Annotated in this window: 11 protein-coding genes; 5 read left to right on the top strand and 6 right to left on the bottom strand. The window is 67.0% G+C overall.

Features of this window, described 5'->3' with window-relative positions; genetic code table 11:
* From I7X12_RS17265 to I7X12_RS17255, 3 genes are read left to right on the top strand one after another with little or no spacing between them, the layout of a single operon-like run.
* Complete coding sequence (locus I7X12_RS17265; RefSeq protein WP_198061267.1) at window positions 1–2,283, top strand: PrkA family serine protein kinase; 2,283 nt, start codon at window positions 1–3, stop codon at window positions 2,281–2,283.
* 34 nt (window positions 2,284–2,317) lie between these two features.
* Complete coding sequence (locus tag I7X12_RS17260; RefSeq protein WP_198061266.1) at window positions 2,318–3,628, top strand: YeaH/YhbH family protein; 1,311 nt, start codon at window positions 2,318–2,320, stop codon at window positions 3,626–3,628.
* Between the two features lie 8 nt (window positions 3,629–3,636).
* A complete protein-coding gene (locus I7X12_RS17255) occupies window positions 3,637–5,673 on the top strand; it encodes a SpoVR family protein (RefSeq protein ID WP_198063907.1) in 2,037 nt (678 codons plus the stop codon).
* A gap of 42 nt (window positions 5,674–5,715) precedes the next feature.
* On the opposite strand, the gene I7X12_RS17250 is transcribed toward I7X12_RS17255, so the two are convergent.
* The 4 genes from I7X12_RS17250 to I7X12_RS17235 form a co-directional block, all read right to left on the bottom strand.
* A complete protein-coding gene (locus I7X12_RS17250; protein ID WP_232342895.1) occupies window positions 5,716–6,873 on the bottom strand; it encodes a signal peptidase I in 1,158 nt (385 codons plus the stop codon).
* Between the two features lie 81 nt (window positions 6,874–6,954).
* Window positions 6,955–7,851 carry a hypothetical protein gene (locus I7X12_RS17245; protein WP_198061265.1) on the bottom strand — a complete coding sequence of 299 codons (897 nt, stop codon included), beginning with the start codon at window positions 7,849–7,851 and terminating at the stop codon, window positions 6,955–6,957.
* A 152-nt stretch (window positions 7,852–8,003) separates the two neighbouring features.
* Window positions 8,004–9,473, bottom strand: coding sequence for a RodZ family helix-turn-helix domain-containing protein (locus I7X12_RS17240; protein WP_198061264.1), 1,470 nt, complete (start codon window positions 9,471–9,473; stop codon window positions 8,004–8,006).
* Between the two features lie 162 nt (window positions 9,474–9,635).
* Window positions 9,636–10,175 (bottom strand): hypothetical protein, encoded by a 540-nt coding sequence (locus I7X12_RS17235; RefSeq protein WP_198061263.1) that lies wholly within the window; start codon window positions 10,173–10,175, stop codon window positions 9,636–9,638.
* Between the two features lie 267 nt (window positions 10,176–10,442).
* On the opposite strand from I7X12_RS17235, the gene I7X12_RS17230 reads away from it, so the two are divergent.
* Together I7X12_RS17230 and I7X12_RS17225 are read left to right on the top strand one after the other, a co-directional pair.
* Window positions 10,443–11,345, top strand: coding sequence for a bactofilin family protein (locus tag I7X12_RS17230; RefSeq protein ID WP_198061262.1), 903 nt, complete (start codon window positions 10,443–10,445; stop codon window positions 11,343–11,345).
* 201 nt (window positions 11,346–11,546) lie between these two features.
* The gene (locus I7X12_RS17225) at window positions 11,547–12,665 is read left to right on the top strand and encodes a DUF5305 domain-containing protein (protein WP_198061261.1); all 1,119 of its coding nucleotides are present in this window, start codon (window positions 11,547–11,549) and stop codon (window positions 12,663–12,665) included.
* On the opposite strand, the gene solA is transcribed toward I7X12_RS17225, so the two are convergent.
* Together solA and I7X12_RS17215 are read right to left on the bottom strand one after the other, a co-directional pair.
* Window positions 12,666–13,802, bottom strand: a complete 1,137-nt coding sequence (solA, locus tag I7X12_RS17220; RefSeq protein ID WP_198061260.1) for an N-methyl-L-tryptophan oxidase — start codon at window positions 13,800–13,802, stop codon at window positions 12,666–12,668.
* Between the two features lie 118 nt (window positions 13,803–13,920).
* A complete protein-coding gene (locus I7X12_RS17215) occupies window positions 13,921–15,912 on the bottom strand; it encodes an AMP-dependent synthetase/ligase (RefSeq protein WP_198061259.1) in 1,992 nt (663 codons plus the stop codon).
* Window positions 15,913–15,999: the final 87 nt, after the last annotated feature.

Below are 15,999 nucleotides of genomic sequence, written 5' to 3'. Positions count from 1 at the left end.
ATGAGCGGCAACGACTTCATCGGCGAGGCCGACGCCTCGCTCGACCGGACCTACGAGGCGCCGCGGAGCCTCGCCGAGTACGTCGACCTCGTGCTCGAGCGCCCGGCCCTGGCCGCCCACGCCTCGAAGTACCTCCTCAGCGCCATCGAAGCGGCGGGTACTCGGACGGTAATCGAGGAGGGCGAGGGGAAGGAGCGCTATCGCTTCTTCGACGACCCGCACAACGACGGGGAACACGCCATCCTCGGTAACACCGAGGTTCTCAACGCCTTCGTCGACGACCTGCGGTCGATCGCCGCCGGCCGGGGCAAAGACGAGAAGATCGTCTGGCTCGACGGCCCCACGGCCACGGGCAAGTCCGAACTCAAACGCTGTCTCATCAACGGCCTGCGCGAGTACTCGAAGACCGACGAGGGCCGCCGGTACACCGTCGAGTGGAACGTCGCCGGAACCAGCGGCGACTCGGCCGGGCTGACCTACGCCGACGAGCCGGTCGCAGACGAGGACGACTGGTACGAGAGCCCCGTCCAGTCCCATCCCCTCTCGGTGTTCCCCCAGGACGTTCGCGAGGACCTGGTCGCCCGGCTCAACGAGAACACCGACGACCACATCCCAGTCCGCGTCGAGGGCGAACTCGACCCGTTCTGCCGGGAGGCCTACGACTACCTGGAAGAACACTACCGGCGGCAGGGCGTCACGGAGCTGTTCTCGGCGATCACCGACCCCCAGCACCTCCGCGTCAAGAACTACGTCGTCGACGTGGGCCGGGGCATCGGCGTCCTCCACTCCGAGGACGAGGGCCCGCCCAAAGAGCGGCTGGTCGGCTCGTGGATGCGCGGCATGCTCCAGGAGCTGGACTCCCGCGGCCGGAAGAACCCGCAGGCCTTCTCCTACGACGGCGTGCTCTCGCAGGGCAACGGCCTGCTCACCGTGGTCGAGGACGCCGCCCAGCACGCCGACCTGCTGCAGAAGCTGCTGAACGTCCCCGACGAGAAGTCGGTGAAGCTGGACAAGGGCATCGGGATGGACATCGACACCCAGATGGTCATCATCTCCAACCCCGACCTGGAGGCCCAGCTCAACCAGCACGCCGACCGCGAGGGTCAGGACCCGCTGAAGGCACTCAAGCGCCGCCTCGACAAACACGAGTTTACCTACCTGACCAACCTCTCGCTGGAGACCGAGCTCCTGCGACGGGAGCTGACCGACGAGACGGAGGTGTGGGACGCCGAGTCGTGGGGCGAACTCGAGGAGTGGATCCAGGAGCCCCTGACGGTGCGGGTCCGCGACGAACACGACGAGATCAACGCGAAGGAACTGGCGCCCCACGCCCTGGAGGCCGCAGCGCTATACGCGGTCGTCACCAGGCTCGACGTGAGCGACGTGCCCAGCGGCCACGACCTGGTCGACAAAGCCCTCCTCTTCGACCGCGGCTACCTCCGGGAGGGCGACGAGCGCGTCGAGGCAGACGAGTTCGAGTTCACCGAGGGGGGCACCGACGGCGACCACGGGATCCCCGTCACGTACACGCGCGACGAGATCGCCGACCTGTTCCATCGTGAGCAGGACCGCCACCACGGGGACCTGCCGGTCGAGCACGTCGTCATGCCCCGTGACATCCTCAACGCGATGGCCGAGGACCTGTCGACGGCGCCGGTCTTCTCGAACGCCGAGGCGGCCGACTTCGAGGAGCGCGTGGTGCCGGTGAAAAACCACGTCTTCGGCGAGCAGGAGTCGGACGTGCTCGACGCGATGATGCGAGACAAGCGCGTCGACGAGGCGACGGTCGAGGAGTACATCGAGCACGTCTACGCGTGGTCGACCGACGAGCAGATCGAGAACGACCGCGGCGAGTACGTCGACCCCGACCCGCTGAAGATGAAGGTCTTCGAGGTCGAGCACCTCGGTCGCTTCGACGAGAGCAACTACGCCGGGAACCGACCCGACGACGCCGTCGAGGCGTTCCGCGAGGACAAGATCATCACCGCCCTCAACCGCCACGCCTGGCAGCGCCGCGACGAGGAGTTCAGGGTCGCGGACGTCTCGCCCAAGGAGATCCCGGTGATCCAGACGGTGTTGGGCAGCCACTCGTGGGACGACGTGAAACGGACCTACGAGGACTTCGACCCCCGCCAGTGGGACGAACCGCCCAGTGGTACGGAGACTGCCAACCTGAAGGACGAGACCGTCCGGAACATGCAGGAGATGTACGACTACAGTGAGGCGTCGGCCGAGCTGACCAGCCGCCACGTCATGAGCCAGGTGAGTTACAAATGGGACTGATAGCCACTGAACCGAGACCCGAGGTGAGCGACGGATGGGACTGAGAGACGACCTCGAACGCTACCGCGAAGTCGGCGAGGACCGCCGACAGGACCTCTCGGAGTTCATCCAGTACGGCGACCTGGGCCAGAGCCGCCCCGATTCGGTGCGGGTCCCGATCAAGATCGTCGACCTCCCGGAGTTCGCCTACGACCGGCGCGACCAGGGCGGGGTCGGCCAGGGCGACGCCGAGGAAGGCGACCCCGTCGACGCCGAGCCCCAGCCGGGCGACGACGGCGACGAGGACGGCGACCCCGGTGAGGAGGGCGGCGAGCACGAGTACTACGAGATGGACCCCGAGGAGTTCGCCCAGGAGTTAGACGAACAGCTCGGGCTCGACCTGGAACCGAAAGGCAAGAAGGTCATCGAGGAGACCGAGGGCGACTTCACGGACATCACCCGCTCGGGCCCGACCTCGACGCTGGACTTCGAGCGGCTGTTCAAGCAAGGGCTCAAGCGCAAGCTCGCGATGGACTTCGACCGGGACTACGTCCGCGAGGCGCTGAAGATCGACGGCTGGGGCCCCGCGAAGGTGTTCGAGTGGGCCCGCGGCGAGAACATGCCTGTCTCCCGGGCCTGGATCGACGAGGCCTACGACGAGATACCGAGCGACGAACGGACGACGTGGGCGAGCTTCGAGGAGATGGACGCCGAGACCGAACGGGTCGACACCGCCCAGCGCATCCGCCGGGAGGGCATCGACGAGGTGCCCTTCCGCCGGGAGGACGAGCGCTACCGCTACCCCGAGATCGTCGAGGAGCGCGAGAAGAACGTCGTCGTCGTCAACATCCGCGACGTGTCCGGGTCGATGCGCCAGAAGAAACGGGAACTGGTCGAGCGGACGTTCACCCCCCTCGACTGGTACCTCCAGGGCAAGTACGACAACGCCGAGTTCGTCTACATCGCCCACGACGCCGACGCCTGGGAGGTCGAGCGCGACGAGTTCTTCGGCATCCGCTCCGGTGGCGGCACCCGCATCTCCAGCGCGTACGACCTGGCCGCCGAGCTGCTGGAGGAGTACCCCTGGAGCGAGTGGAACCGCTACGTCTTCGCGGCGGGCGACTCCGAGAACTCCAGCAACGACACCGAAGAGCACGTCGTCCCACTGATGGAGCAGATCCCGGCGAACCTCCACGCGTACGTGGAGACCCAGCCGAGCGGGAACGCGATCAACGCGACCCACGCCGAGGAGGTCGAGCGCAGCTTCCGCGACGCCGACGACGTGGCAGTCGCCTACGTCTCCGGGCCGGACGACGTGGTCGACGCTATCTACGACATCCTCAGCACGGAGGACGACTCACAATGAGCAGACCGATGAGCGACCGGATCGAGGCCCAGCGCATCGCCGCGGACCTCGAAGAGCCGGTCGACGAAGCGAACGAACTCGCCCGCAAGTTCGGACTGGACCCCTACGAGGTGAACTACTGGATCGTCGACTACGACGAGATGAACGAACTCATCGCCTACGGCGGGTTCCAGCAGCGGTACCCCCACTGGCGCTGGGGCATGCAGTACGACCGCCAGCAGAAACAGGGGCAGTTCCTCGGCGGGAAGGCCTTCGAGATCGTCAACAACGACGACCCCTCCCACGCCTTCCTCCAGGAGTCGAACACCCTCGCGGACCAGAAGGCGGTGATCACCCACGTCGAGGCCCACGCCGACTTCTTCGCGAACAACGAGTGGTTCGGCATGTTCGCCGAGAGACCCAACGCCGCGGCGATGCTCGCGCGTCACGCCGACGCCATCGAGGGGTTCATGACCGACCCCGAGATCGACCGCGGCGAGGTCGAGAAGTGGGTCGACCACGTCCTCACGCTGGAGGACAACATCGACCAGCACGTCCCTTACGAGCCGATCGACACGCGGATCGACCTCATCGACGAGCACGACACCGCCGACGTGGCCGAACAGCTCGAAGAGCTCGACCTCTCCGAGGAGGTCAAAGGGCAGGTCTTCACCGAGGAGTGGCTGGAGGCCCAGACCGACGAGGAGGAGGGCGCCACGTTCCCGGCCCAACCGGAGAAAGACGTGCTCGGGTTCCTCCGCAAGCACGGCATGCAGTACGACGGCGACGCCGCCAAAGCCACGGAGATGGCCGACTGGCAGAAAGAGGTGCTGGAGATGCTCCGCCGGGAGGCGTACTACTTCGCCCCCCAGAAGATGACGAAGGTGATGAACGAGGGGTGGGCCGCCTACTGGGAGTCGGCGATGATGACCGGCGAGACCTTCGCCGGCGACGACGAGTTCGTCCTCTACGCCGACCACATGGCGAAGGTGCTCGGGTCGTCCGGGCTCAACCCCTACAAACTCGGCCTGGAGATCTGGAACTACGTCGAGAACACGACGAACCGCCGCGAGATCGTCGAGCGCCTGCTCCGCGTCGACGGCGTCACCTGGCGTAACTTCCACGACACCGTCGACTTCGAGCGGGTGCTCGAACTGGTCGAACCCGACGCCGAGATGGCCTCCGTAGTCGAACACCTCGACGAGTTGGACCCCGAGGACCCGCGGGTCGACGCCGGGGCGCTCGAAGCGGCGCGGGAGGCGCACAGCGACTCCGAACGAGCGAGCGGGGAGCCCGCGAGCCGGGCTGGCGAGATCGACGTCGAGACCTACCCCTGGAAGGTGCTGACCTACGAGGGGCTGGCCGAACGACACTACTCGCTGACCAAGCCACAGAACCGCGGGTTCCTCTCGCGGGTCAGTCAGGAGGAACTCGAACGGGTCTCGCGATACATGTTCGACGACTCGCGGTACGGCTCCGTCGAGGACGCTCTCGCCGATGTCGACTACGCCCGCGGCTGGGACCGCATGCGGGAGATCCGCGAGTCCCACAACGACGTGACCTTCCTCGACGAGTTCCTCACCCAGGAGTTCGTCGACGAGAACGAGTACTTCACCTACGAGTACACCCAGTCGACCGGCGACTACCGGGTCACCTCGACGGACTACACCGACGTGAAAAAGAAGCTAATGTTGCAGTTCACCAACTTCGGCAAGCCGACCGTCGTCGTCGAGGACGGCAACTACAACAACCGCAACGAACTCCTGCTGGCCCACCAGTACAACGGCGTCATGCTCGACCTCGGGCAGGCCGAGGACACCCTGAAACGCGTGTTCGAACTCTGGGGTCGGCCCGTCAACCTCAAGACCATCGTCAAGGAGTTCGACGAACACGACGTGGAGGTCGCGAAACGACGGGATCGGGAGCCCGAACCCGAGGAAGTGGGCCGGCTGATCCGCTACGACGGCGACGAGGTCACGATCGAGGAACTCCCCTGGGACGCCGTCGAGCACCTCGCCGCCGACGACATCGACTACGACACCAAGCCCGAGGAGTGGCTGGCCTGAACGGCGACTCGGCGGTCCGACCGACCCGTCGAGTCGATCTTCTCACCCGAACCGCCGGCGCAGGCGGACCCACAGGGAGACCCGGCTGGCCGCGCCCGTGCGGACGCGGCCGAAGCCGACCGTTTTCGAGACGAGCAAGAGGAGTCCACCGGCGAGGACGGCGTTGATCACACTCCAGGCGACCACCGGGCCGCTATCGTGGAGCGTTTCGATCACCGCGGGCGGCAGGACGAGCAGGTACCGGTACTCGCGGACAGTTCCGGTGCGGGTCTCGCCCGGCGGTGGCGCCGTCACGCCGATCGACAGCTCGCGGGTGCCACCGGGACCGAGCGCCCGACGGTACTGGGGGATCGAGACTTCGGGGTCGGTCGACTCGAAGACGACCACCACCGGGACGAACCCGCTGTTGCGGACCGTGTACTCCCAGGAGGCCTGTTCTCCCGGCGCGATATCCTCGGCCGTGGCGATCGTGTCTCCGTCGACGGTCATCTCGTGGACGCCGCTGGGGACGACCATCGCAGCGTTGGCCGGCAACAGGACGACCACGAGCAGGACGAGCGTCGCTCGTCGTGCGTCGAGGCCGCCGCCGCGCGAGCGGTCCCGACGGCGGTCACGCGAGGGTCCTTCGACTCGGCCGAGCACTGCGGAGAGCCCGAAGAGCGCGATCCCGACGCCGAACAGTACCAGTCCGACACCTTGCGGTCCGAGGAAGGCGTCGACGCCGACCGACGTTGCGATCGCGTTCTGCAGGCCGATCATCGCGTCCTGCACGCCCACGATCGCCGTCCCGAGGAACGGGATCACGACGACGTCCCCGCCGACCTGCAGCGCGTGGGCGACGATCCGGTCCTCGGTGACCGGCGGCTCGCCGCCGTCCTGGTCGGTGAACGGGTTCGCGTCGCCGCGGGTGACGTAGCCGCGGTCGGTCTCGCCGACGATGCGGTGGGTCGTCAGTCCGCCGCCCTGCAATTCCTGGGCGCGGAAGACGACGACGTCGCCCTCGCTGGGCGGGCCGGCGAGGACCGACGGCACGGCGACGAACCCGTCGCCGGTGTCGATGGTCGGCTCCATACTGCCCGTCTCGACGAAACTCAGGAGGACGGGCTGGCCGACGACCGCTCCGGCGACCAGCGCGACGAGCGCGACCACGAGTGCCACCTCGAACGCGCGTGCAGCGTAGGCCCGGAGCGTCACGCTCATCGATCGGGAACGGTCGGGTTTAAGCGTCCCGGCCGGGCCTTTGGGCGGTGATTCCTCACGGCTAGCGCTCCAGGACCCGGGTCATCGTGCAGGCCGACCGGCGTCCAGACGGGCGAACAGCTGGACGCTGACGTAGGTGACCATGAATCCGAGCGCGTAGCCGAGCAGGTGCGTGTAGAGGTTGACCGTTCCCGGGCCGGCCGTCGGTCGCGGGGGGAAGGCGACGAACTGGAAGGCGAGGAACAGTCCGAGCGAGAGGACGCCGAGTTCGAACGAGCCGCGGCGAGCGGTCGCGAGTCGCAGTCGACGCCGCAGCGATCCGGACTCGTCGGCGGCCGATAGCGCGAACAGCAGCGCCGACAGCAGCGTCGCGAGGACGAGTCCGCCGGTCCCGAGCGCGACGGTCGCGCGGTCGACGGTGACCGACCGAACGCTCAGCGGTGCCGCGACGGCGAACCCGAGGAAGAACAGCGTCGGAGCGACCGAGGTCGTCGGCCCGATCCGGAGGTTCACCTGGAGGTGTTCGGCGATGGCGTAGGCGAGATAGCCGACGAACGCCAGCAGGACGCCCGAAAAGCCCAGCCCGCTCGCCGTCCGGACGGCGGCGAGGTTGAGATACGACAGCACCGGCGGGAACGCGACGAGGAAGGTAGCGAACGCCAGGAAGAAGCGGCGTCGATGGCCGCTGGCGACGCTCAGCAGGTACGCCGTCGGCACGACGAGCAGGTAGCCACCTACGTTAGTCAACAAGTGCGCCGGACCGACGTGGACGTACGCGGAGACGAACGCGGCCGTGATCGAGGGGTCGGTGTACTCGAAAGCCAGCGACCGCCGGAGCGTCTCCGGTAGTTCGAAGACCGCGACCAGCACGAGCGGAACCGCCAGCAACGCCAGGAGATCGAGCCACCGCGTTCGCTCGGCGACTCCCCTCGGCAGTCGCAGGGCGCTCGACCGGCGCACCGACGTCGGATCGCTCACTGACCGACCCTTCGACCGAGCCGTTGTAAAGCTACACGGCAACAGTATCACAAGCGATACTCAGCGCGGCCGAAGTGTTCAAAGAGCTCACTATTGGGCATATACACCCATTTTAGATATAGTCCGAAAATCGAGAACGATATCGACCGAGATCAGTCGAGCGGAGACCGTCGGAACCGGAGTGTGACTTCCCCGTCGGGGTCGAAGTCGGCGGGGAGTTCGAGGGTCAGGTCGGCACTCTCGCCGCCGTCGAGGACGAACCCGTCGGCGGTCAGGTCGACGCCGTCGGCTGAGAGCCCGACGCCGGAGAGCGACTCGGCGTCGGGGACGGTGACCCGCGCGGGCTCATCGCCGGTGTTGGTGACGGTCACCGCTCGCTCGAAGGTGACGGGGCCGTCGCCCGCGGCCTCGACCCAGGTGTCGGTCTCTGCGAACCGGAACGCGAAGCCGTCCTCGCGCGTGTCGTACCAGTCGTCGGTGAGCGACTGCGGGCGGACTGCCAGCCCGTCTCCGGCGTCGGCCACGAGGACGAGCGCCGACGACGAGCCGAGCAGGCCCCAGGCGAGGAGTCCGAGCGCGAGCGCGGCCAGCGCGGCGACGGCACCGCCCAGCTGGACCGGCGAGAACCCGCCGATCTCCGTGTCGCCGTCGTCGGGGGTCGACACCGTCACGCCGGGGGCGACGCTCGTTCCGGGATCGTCCTGCGGCGGCGCGGTCGTTGGTACGGAGGCGGTCGGCGCTTCGTCGTCGGACTCGGCCGTCGGCGTCGATGCCGTCTGAGTCGACGACCCGTCGTCCGGTGGGGCCGTCATGGCCGGCGCGGTCGTCGACGGCGGACTCGTGGTCTGCGGAGCGGTCGTCGGCGGTGCCGTCGTCCCGTCGGGCGTCGAACCGCTGTCTTCGGTGGCCGTCGGACCGTCGTCCGTCGGACTGGTCGTCGGTGTGGTCGTCGTCCCGGGCGCGGTCGTAGTCCCCGGAGCGGCCGTCGGCGTGGCGGGTGTCGGCGCCGCCGTGGTCACCGGAGCCGTGGTCGGCGCCTGGGTGCTCGTCGGTTGCGCCGGGGTCGCGGTTGTCGTTGGCGGCGCTGTCGGGACCGGCGTCGGGTCGGGTGTCGGCGACGGCGTGGACGGGCCCGGCCCGGCCGAGACGGTCGTGGTCGGAGCGGCCGTCGGGCCGGCGGTCGCCGTCGGTCTGATCTCGGCACGGACGGTGATCCGACTCAGCACGACCGTCTCGCTCTCGGCGTCAACCCGCAGTCCGACCGGAACCGTCTCGTTCTCGCTCAGAGTGATCTGCTCGTTCTGGCTCCCGATGGAGTCACCTGTGTCCGAGCGGTAGAACGTCACGTCTTGGTCCGCGTCGTGTTCGATCCAGACGCGACTCCCGTGGTTCGTCGTCGATATCGTGAACACGTCGTCGACCGTCGTTATCGCCTGGGGGTTGAGGTTCGTCAGTTCGACGCGGAGCTGTCTCTCATCGTTGAGTTCGGCGTAGGCGTCGCCGTTCTCGGAGTTGGCTGGGTTGAGAAAGACACCGTCGACGACCTGGTCGCCGCTGGTGAACGCGCCGGTTCCGAGAGCAAATCCTAAACAGAGCACAGCAGCCGCGGAGATCCGGACCAAATATCTCACATATATCGAACTACTCTGAATTCTTACTTTCGGTCGTTTGAGTCCCTCGGCCCTGGTGATTCTGTATACTGTAGCTATGGCCCTCAGGGAGTGAGGGAACTGCTGACCTTCGCTGTCGATGCCAAGAGGCGATAGGCTGTCGTGGCTCGGGCGCTAGACCGAGTTCGCGACGATGGTAACCGAGTCCTCTGTGTCAGCATTCGAGACGTCTGCTTGTGAGCCAGTATTCACCGTCGCGATTACGTCGACACCGCTTCCTGCAGACAAACTGGACTCGTCAACGTTGGAATCGAACGATAGTTCGATGACAGTGTCCACATCGTTCCCAGTGATCTCGACTGCGACTGTGCCGCTCGATTCATTCTGGAACGAGACACTGACAGCGCCCTCACTTGAGTCGCCCTGGTTCGTCAACGTCAGCACATCGCCAAGATTGGTTATCGCATCGTCGTTGATCCCATCGGCGTTACTTCCAGCAGAACCGATGCTTAGTGTAACTGCTTCGTCAGAGGAACTACTGTCCTCGGCGTACGGTCCACTCGGAGAGATCCCAAGCAGAGCGCTACTGTCTGAGGCGACTGAGACGTCAACCGATCGGTTCGCCTCGACGCTCGTAAACGCCCCGCTCCCCAGCGCGGCGCCGCTACCCACAGCCAGTGACCCGATACCTATCAGTGCTTGCCGCCGATTCATTTTCATCGTTTCACACACACCCACCTGAACGGTGGTTACTACATACCATATTGTTCTCAGATAAATAGTTTGTGCCTCAGAGAGGCTGTTTCAGAACGAGATAACGCCCGAAAGGGCCTATACACACCGTACTACGGCATTTCGAATTCAACCGGCAACGAAAAGCATTTATCCATCAACAACTCTATTGACGTGTAACAGCCGAACGGTATCGGTCGTGGGCCCGATGCCGTTTTGCGATCGGTGGGCGGTCGATAGGGTGACAGCATGGGTGAGAAGTTGACGCGGCGGGCGGCGCTGGCCTGTCTCGGGAGCGGTGCGCTCGCGATGGGGCTCGGCTCGTCGGCGTTCACGTCCGTCGAGGCCAGTCGGGGTGTCGCCGTTAATATCGCAGATCAGGACGAGACAGCGCTGTTGGGGATTGCCGATGAATCCGGGTCGGCGGAGATCACCGATAGCGATGACTCGACCGTCCTGTTCGAACTGATCGACAACGTTGGGGGGATCTTGGAGGGCAACCTGTCTGTTACGATGGTCCGGGTTACCCAGTCGGACGGAACGGTCGTTCAGAACCCCCCGTTGACAGCGAGTATCGACGAGACGGTCGGCGGGGCCGACCAGTTCGGTGTACGGCTCCGGTGTAATTCGACGACCGACAGTCTCGGAGACTCCTACCGTGTCCGCCTCCAATTTTCTGCGACAGCAGACAACGCGTCGATCGACGCGGAACGAGTGACCACATCCGCGTTCCCGATCTCCTGTGAGTCGAGTGATGTCGTCGTCGACGGAAAAGAGAACGGAAACATCGACACCAGTGGAAGTGTTGATGTGACGAAGAACTCGACGCAGAACGGAGATGTTTCCGCAAACGGAAGTGTTTCGGTGGGCAAAAACGGGACTGTCAACGGGAGCATCGACGCCGGGGGAATTGTCACACTCACCGGCCCAGGGAGTACGACCATCAACGGAGACATATGCGCCAGTAGCGATATCGTCGTCGGTAAAAACGTCAGGGTCAACGGTTCAGTCCGTTCGAAGAACGGATCGGTCACACTGGAAAAAAACGCCAGGGTTACCGGCGAAGTGGTCGCTAACCAGTCGGTACAGGACAACGGCTCGAAAGTACCCGAGAGCCGCATCTCGGAGAACGTCTCCAACGTCAGTTGCTGACACGCCGATCGATTCTTGGATCTTCGACCCGAATATCGTAGATCGATCTTCCACGCCACGACGCTCGCAGGGAAGTCCCGCGACATCTACCCCCGCTATTTTTGTAGTCTGCATAGAATACGAAATATCGTGGCGCAACGAGAGGAGTATTCCGCAGTTTTCCGGGTTCGCGCGTATCTTAATGCCAACCCGAGAGTCGTCGTGTTGGGCTGTCTTCTGTTAGCCGCCGCCGGCGGCTTTGTCGCCTACCAGTCGTTCACCGGTCCGGACACGACGACCGAGGAGCGAACCGTCACAACGTGGACGGCCGACGACGAACTCCGGCACGGCGCGGTCGTCCAACGGGACACGCGCGCCTTCGACGCTGGTGCGGTCCTGCGCAACCGCTCGGTGTACTTCTCGTCGGTGACACCGACGCTCAACGGCAGTTACGTCTTCCGCCACAGTGGTGACGCCGACCCCGCGACCGTGCGAACCGACCTCCGACTCGTCGTCCGCGCCGTCGAGGCCGGCGAGGGCGAGAGCGTCCTCTGGCGGGTGAGCGAGCGGGTGGCATCCGAACGCACCGAGTCGCTGGCGCCCGGGCGCGAGTTCGCGGTCCCCTACGAGTTCAACGTCACGGCCCAGTCGGAGCTGGCCGAGCAGGTCCGGGAGGAACTCGGCTCCTCGCGCGGGGACGTCCAGGTCCGGCTGGTCGCCGACACGACGGTCTCGGCGACCGCGGCCGGCGAGACGTTCGAGGGCGACCGGACGGCGACGCTCGAAGTGACGCCGCGGGGCGACTCCTACAGCGTCACGACCACGACCGCGGGCCAGCGGAACGAACCAGTCACCGAGCAGGTGACCGTTCCCGTCGACCCGGACCCGCTGGCCCGCTACGGCGGGGCCCTCGCGCTCGTCGTCGGACTCGTCGGCGCGGTGCTCGTCGCGGCGCTCGACCGTACCGGCCGACTCGACGTGGACTCGGAGACGCGGGAAACGATGGCGCTCGCCCGCGAGCGCGACTCCTTCGGGGAGTGGATCTCGACGGGTCGGGTCCCACCGGCCGGCGACGACCGCGTCGTCACCGTCGACTCGCTGACGGGGCTGGTCGACGTGGCCATCGACTCCGAGCGCCGCGTCATCGAAGACACCGACTCGGGGACCTTCGTCGTCCTCGACGGTGCGACACGCTACGAGTTCCGCCCGGACGACGGCGAAAGTGGCGCGCTCGCACCCGTCGACGGTCCGGGAACGGGGTCGGCGCAGTCGAACGGCGAGGTGTCGGCCGACGACTCCCCGACCGGAGACGGAGCGGAACCGCGGTCGACCGACGAGTGATCACTCGAACCGGTCGAGCGCGTACCCCGAGATATCGAACTCCGTTTCGCCGTCGAGCGACAGGTCGGCCAGGATCTCGCCCAGCGCCGGCGCGAACTTGTAGCCCCGTCCGGACAGCCCGGCCGCGACCGCCACGCGTCCGTTCGCGAGCGTGTCGAGGACGAACCGGCCGTCCGGGGAGTTCGTGACCAGCCCGGTCGAGAGTCGCAGCGTCGGCCCGGCGGCGCCGGGGACGTACTCGTCGGCGAACGCGCGCAGCGGCCGCTCGTCGGCCTGGGTCGGGTCGGAGAGCGCGTCCGGTGCGGTGGGTCTGAAATCGCTCCGCCCGAACTTCATCCCCGGCAGATCCGGGCCCGGCAGGCCGTAGTAGTTCTCGCCGTCGACGGTCGCGACGAACGGCGGGAGGCGGTCACCGGTCGCGAGCGAGGCCGACCGGTCGCCGCTCGGGGCGAACCAGGCGGTCGCGTGGCGGCAGGGTTCGAGCAGGCCTTCGAGGGCGTCGACGGCCCGTGCCGCCCACGCGCCGGCGGTGACGACCAGCCGGTCGGCGCGGTAGGTGTCGCGGTCGGTATCGACGCGGACGCCGCCGTCGACCGGCTCCCAGTCGACGACGCGTTCGCGCGCTCGGACCGTGGCTCCGGCGTCGAGGGCCGCGGCGACGTGCGCGACGACTCCCCGCTCCGAGGCGACGACGGCGCCGTCGGGCTGATAGAGCGCGTCGGCGTCGTCGGGGAAGTCGTAGCCGGAGAACCGCTCGGCGAGATCGGCGCCCGACAGCGAGTCGTAGTCGAGGTCGTGGCGCTCGCAGGCCTGGCGCGCGCTCGCGACGGGGTCGTCGCCGCCGACGGCGACCGCCAGCGACCCCGTCTCGGTCAGCAGGTCGCGCCCGGTCTCGGTCTCGAGCGCGCGCCAGGCGTCGTGGGCGCGGTCGGCGAGGGCCATCGTCGTCGATTCGGTGTCGAGCGAGCGCTGCAACAGTCGGGTGCGCCCGTGCGAGGAGCCTCGGCAGTGGGGCACGTCGAACCGTTCGAGACCGAGGACGGAGGCGCCGCGGCGGGCGAGGTGGTACGTCGCCGCGCTCCCGACGCCGCCGACCCCAAGGACGATCGCGTCGTACCGCCCGCCGCTCGGTGTCATATCGTCCTCTGCGAGACCGTCCGGCAAAGCGATTACGTCATCCGAACGGCGTCGGGCCGCCCGACCGTCGCCACGCGGTCCGGCCCGCACCCCCGCCACCGACCGGCCCCGTCAGTGGTCACTCGGCGGTAGCGGCGGCCCGCTCCTCGTAGATCCGCTCGATGGCCTCGTCGTGGACGTGGCGGATGTTCCGGCGCTTTTTCTTCATCGAGGGGGTCAACAGGTCGTTGTCGGCGGTCCACTCTCGGGAGACGAGCTCGAAGGCCTTGATCCGCTCGACCCGTTCGAGGTCGGCGTTGACCTCGTCGAGCGCTTGGCCGACCCACTCGCGGACCCGCTCGTCGCGGCAGACCGCCTCGTCGTCGGCCGGCAGGTCGATCCCCTCGCGGTCGGCCCACCGTCGGACCGCCTCGAAGTTGGGGACCACGACCGCACCGACGAACTTGCGGTCGTCGCCGACGACCATCACCTGGTCGACCCGGTCGCTGGTCGCGAACCGGTCCTCGATCGGCTCCGGCGCGACGTTTTTCCCCGTCGAAAGGACGATGAGTTGCTTCAGCCGGTCCTTGTACCGGAGGTACCCCTCGGGCGTTATCTCGACGATGTCGCCCGTCCGGAAGTAGCCGTCCGCGGTGAACGTCGCGTCGGTCTCGGCGGGCATGTTCCAGTAGCCGTCGGTGACGTTCGGGCCGGTCACTTCGAGCTCGCCGACCGGCCCCTCGGCCTCGGGGAACTGGCCGTCGCCGACCGCCGACTCGTCGACGCGGGCGTCGACCTCGGTCACCGGCGGGCCCATCGTCCCGGGACGGATCGCCTCGGTCGGGTTGACCGAGAGGACTGGCGCCGTCTCCGTCAGGCCGTACCCCTCGACGATGGGGATCCCCATCCCGAGGAACATCTCCGCGAGTTCCTGGCTGAGGCTCCCGCCGCCGCTGACGAGGAACTCGATCTCCCCGCCCATCCGCTCTTTGACCGTCGAGTACACCAGCCGATCGGCGAGCGAGCGTTTGGCGCTGAGAACGGCGCCCGGACTGTCGGCTCGCGCGTAGTCGCGCGCGACGCCGACGGCCCACTCGAAGATCCGCTGTTTGGCCGCCGAGTCGCTGGCCTGCTCGCGCATATTGTCGAAGATACGTTCGTACACGCGAGGGACGCTCGCGCCCGTCGTCGGGCTGAGCAAGCCCAGGTCCTCGGGGAGCGTGTCCGGGCTCTCGGCGTACCCGACGGTGGCCCCGGAGGCGAACATGAGGAAGTGTCCGGCCAGTCGCTCGAAGACGTGTGCGAGCGGGAGAAAGGAGATGGTCCGCGAGCCCTCGTCGAGCACCGGTGTCTCGCCCTTGTCCGGGCGCGGCCCCATGCGCTTGCGACACTGGTTGACGTTCGCCCGGAAGTTTCGATGGGTGAGCTGGACGCCCTTCGGCTGGCCCGTGGTGCCCGAGGTGTAGATGATACTCGCCAGATCGTCGGGGTCGCGCTCGTCGATCCACCTCCGGTAGGCGTCCGGGTCGAACGTCTCGTCGCCACGCTCGTACAGCTCCGCCATCGTCAGAGCGTCCTCGCGGTCTGCCGCCGGACCGTCCGGCGCGGTCTCGTCCATCACGACCGAAAAGGAGAGATCGAGGTCCTCTTCGACCGCTTGCACTCGCTCCAGCAGCGAATCGTCGCCGACGACGACGCCCGTCGCCTCGGGGTCGTCGAGCAGGTACCGCACCTGTTTCGGCGAGGAATCGGTGTAGACGGTCGTCACCGCGGCGCCGGCCGCGAGCGCCGCGAAATCCGCCAGCGCCCACTCCATCCGCGTCGGCGCGAAGATGGCGATTCGGTCGCCCGCTTCGACCCCCAGGTCCCGGAACCCCGCGGCCAGTCGCCGGACGATCGACCGCATCTCCTCGTAGGAGACGTCGGCGTACTCCCCGTCGGGCGCCGCCGGGATCACCCCGGGTGCGAGCGACCGGTCGTAGACGCCGCCCTTGTAGCGCTGGGCCGGCGCCGACCCGTAGCGGTCGGCCGCTCCCTCGAACATCGCTGCGAGCGTGTCCTCCCCGACGACCGCGTCGGTGTAGGACTGCTCTGCGGCCCACCACTGGCCAGTGGGCTCCGGAGAATTCATACGTCCCGTAGGATCCCAGGTGTGATATATGTTATCGAACGTTCGGTCGGCTCTCGGTGGTTGAACGTGCGGAAAACGGAAACGGAG

Source organism: Halosimplex litoreum (assembly GCF_016065055.1).
GTDB lineage: Archaea > Halobacteriota > Halobacteria > Halobacteriales > Haloarculaceae > Halosimplex > Halosimplex litoreum.
The sequence above is the reverse complement of the archived record's forward strand: the minus strand, read 5'-3'. Positions and strand labels throughout refer to the sequence as shown.

Coding starts and splice junctions, on each gene's coding strand:
- I7X12_RS17265 (WP_198061267.1), top strand. CDS start 1: ATGAGCGGCAACGACTTCATCGGCGAGGCCGACGCCTCGCTCGACCGG.
- I7X12_RS17260 (WP_198061266.1), top strand. CDS start 2,318: ATGGGACTGAGAGACGACCTCGAACGCTACCGCGAAGTCGGCGAGGAC.
- I7X12_RS17255 (WP_198063907.1), top strand. CDS start 3,637: ATGAGCGACCGGATCGAGGCCCAGCGCATCGCCGCGGACCTCGAAGAG.
- I7X12_RS17250 (WP_232342895.1), bottom strand. CDS start 6,873: ATGAGCGTGACGCTCCGGGCCTACGCTGCACGCGCGTTCGAGGTGGCA.
- I7X12_RS17235 (WP_198061263.1), bottom strand. CDS start 10,175: ATGAATCGGCGGCAAGCACTGATAGGTATCGGGTCACTGGCTGTGGGT.
- I7X12_RS17230 (WP_198061262.1), top strand. CDS start 10,443: ATGGGTGAGAAGTTGACGCGGCGGGCGGCGCTGGCCTGTCTCGGGAGC.
- solA (WP_198061260.1), bottom strand. CDS start 13,802: ATGACACCGAGCGGCGGGCGGTACGACGCGATCGTCCTTGGGGTCGGC.
- I7X12_RS17215 (WP_198061259.1), bottom strand. CDS start 15,912: ATGAATTCTCCGGAGCCCACTGGCCAGTGGTGGGCCGCAGAGCAGTCC.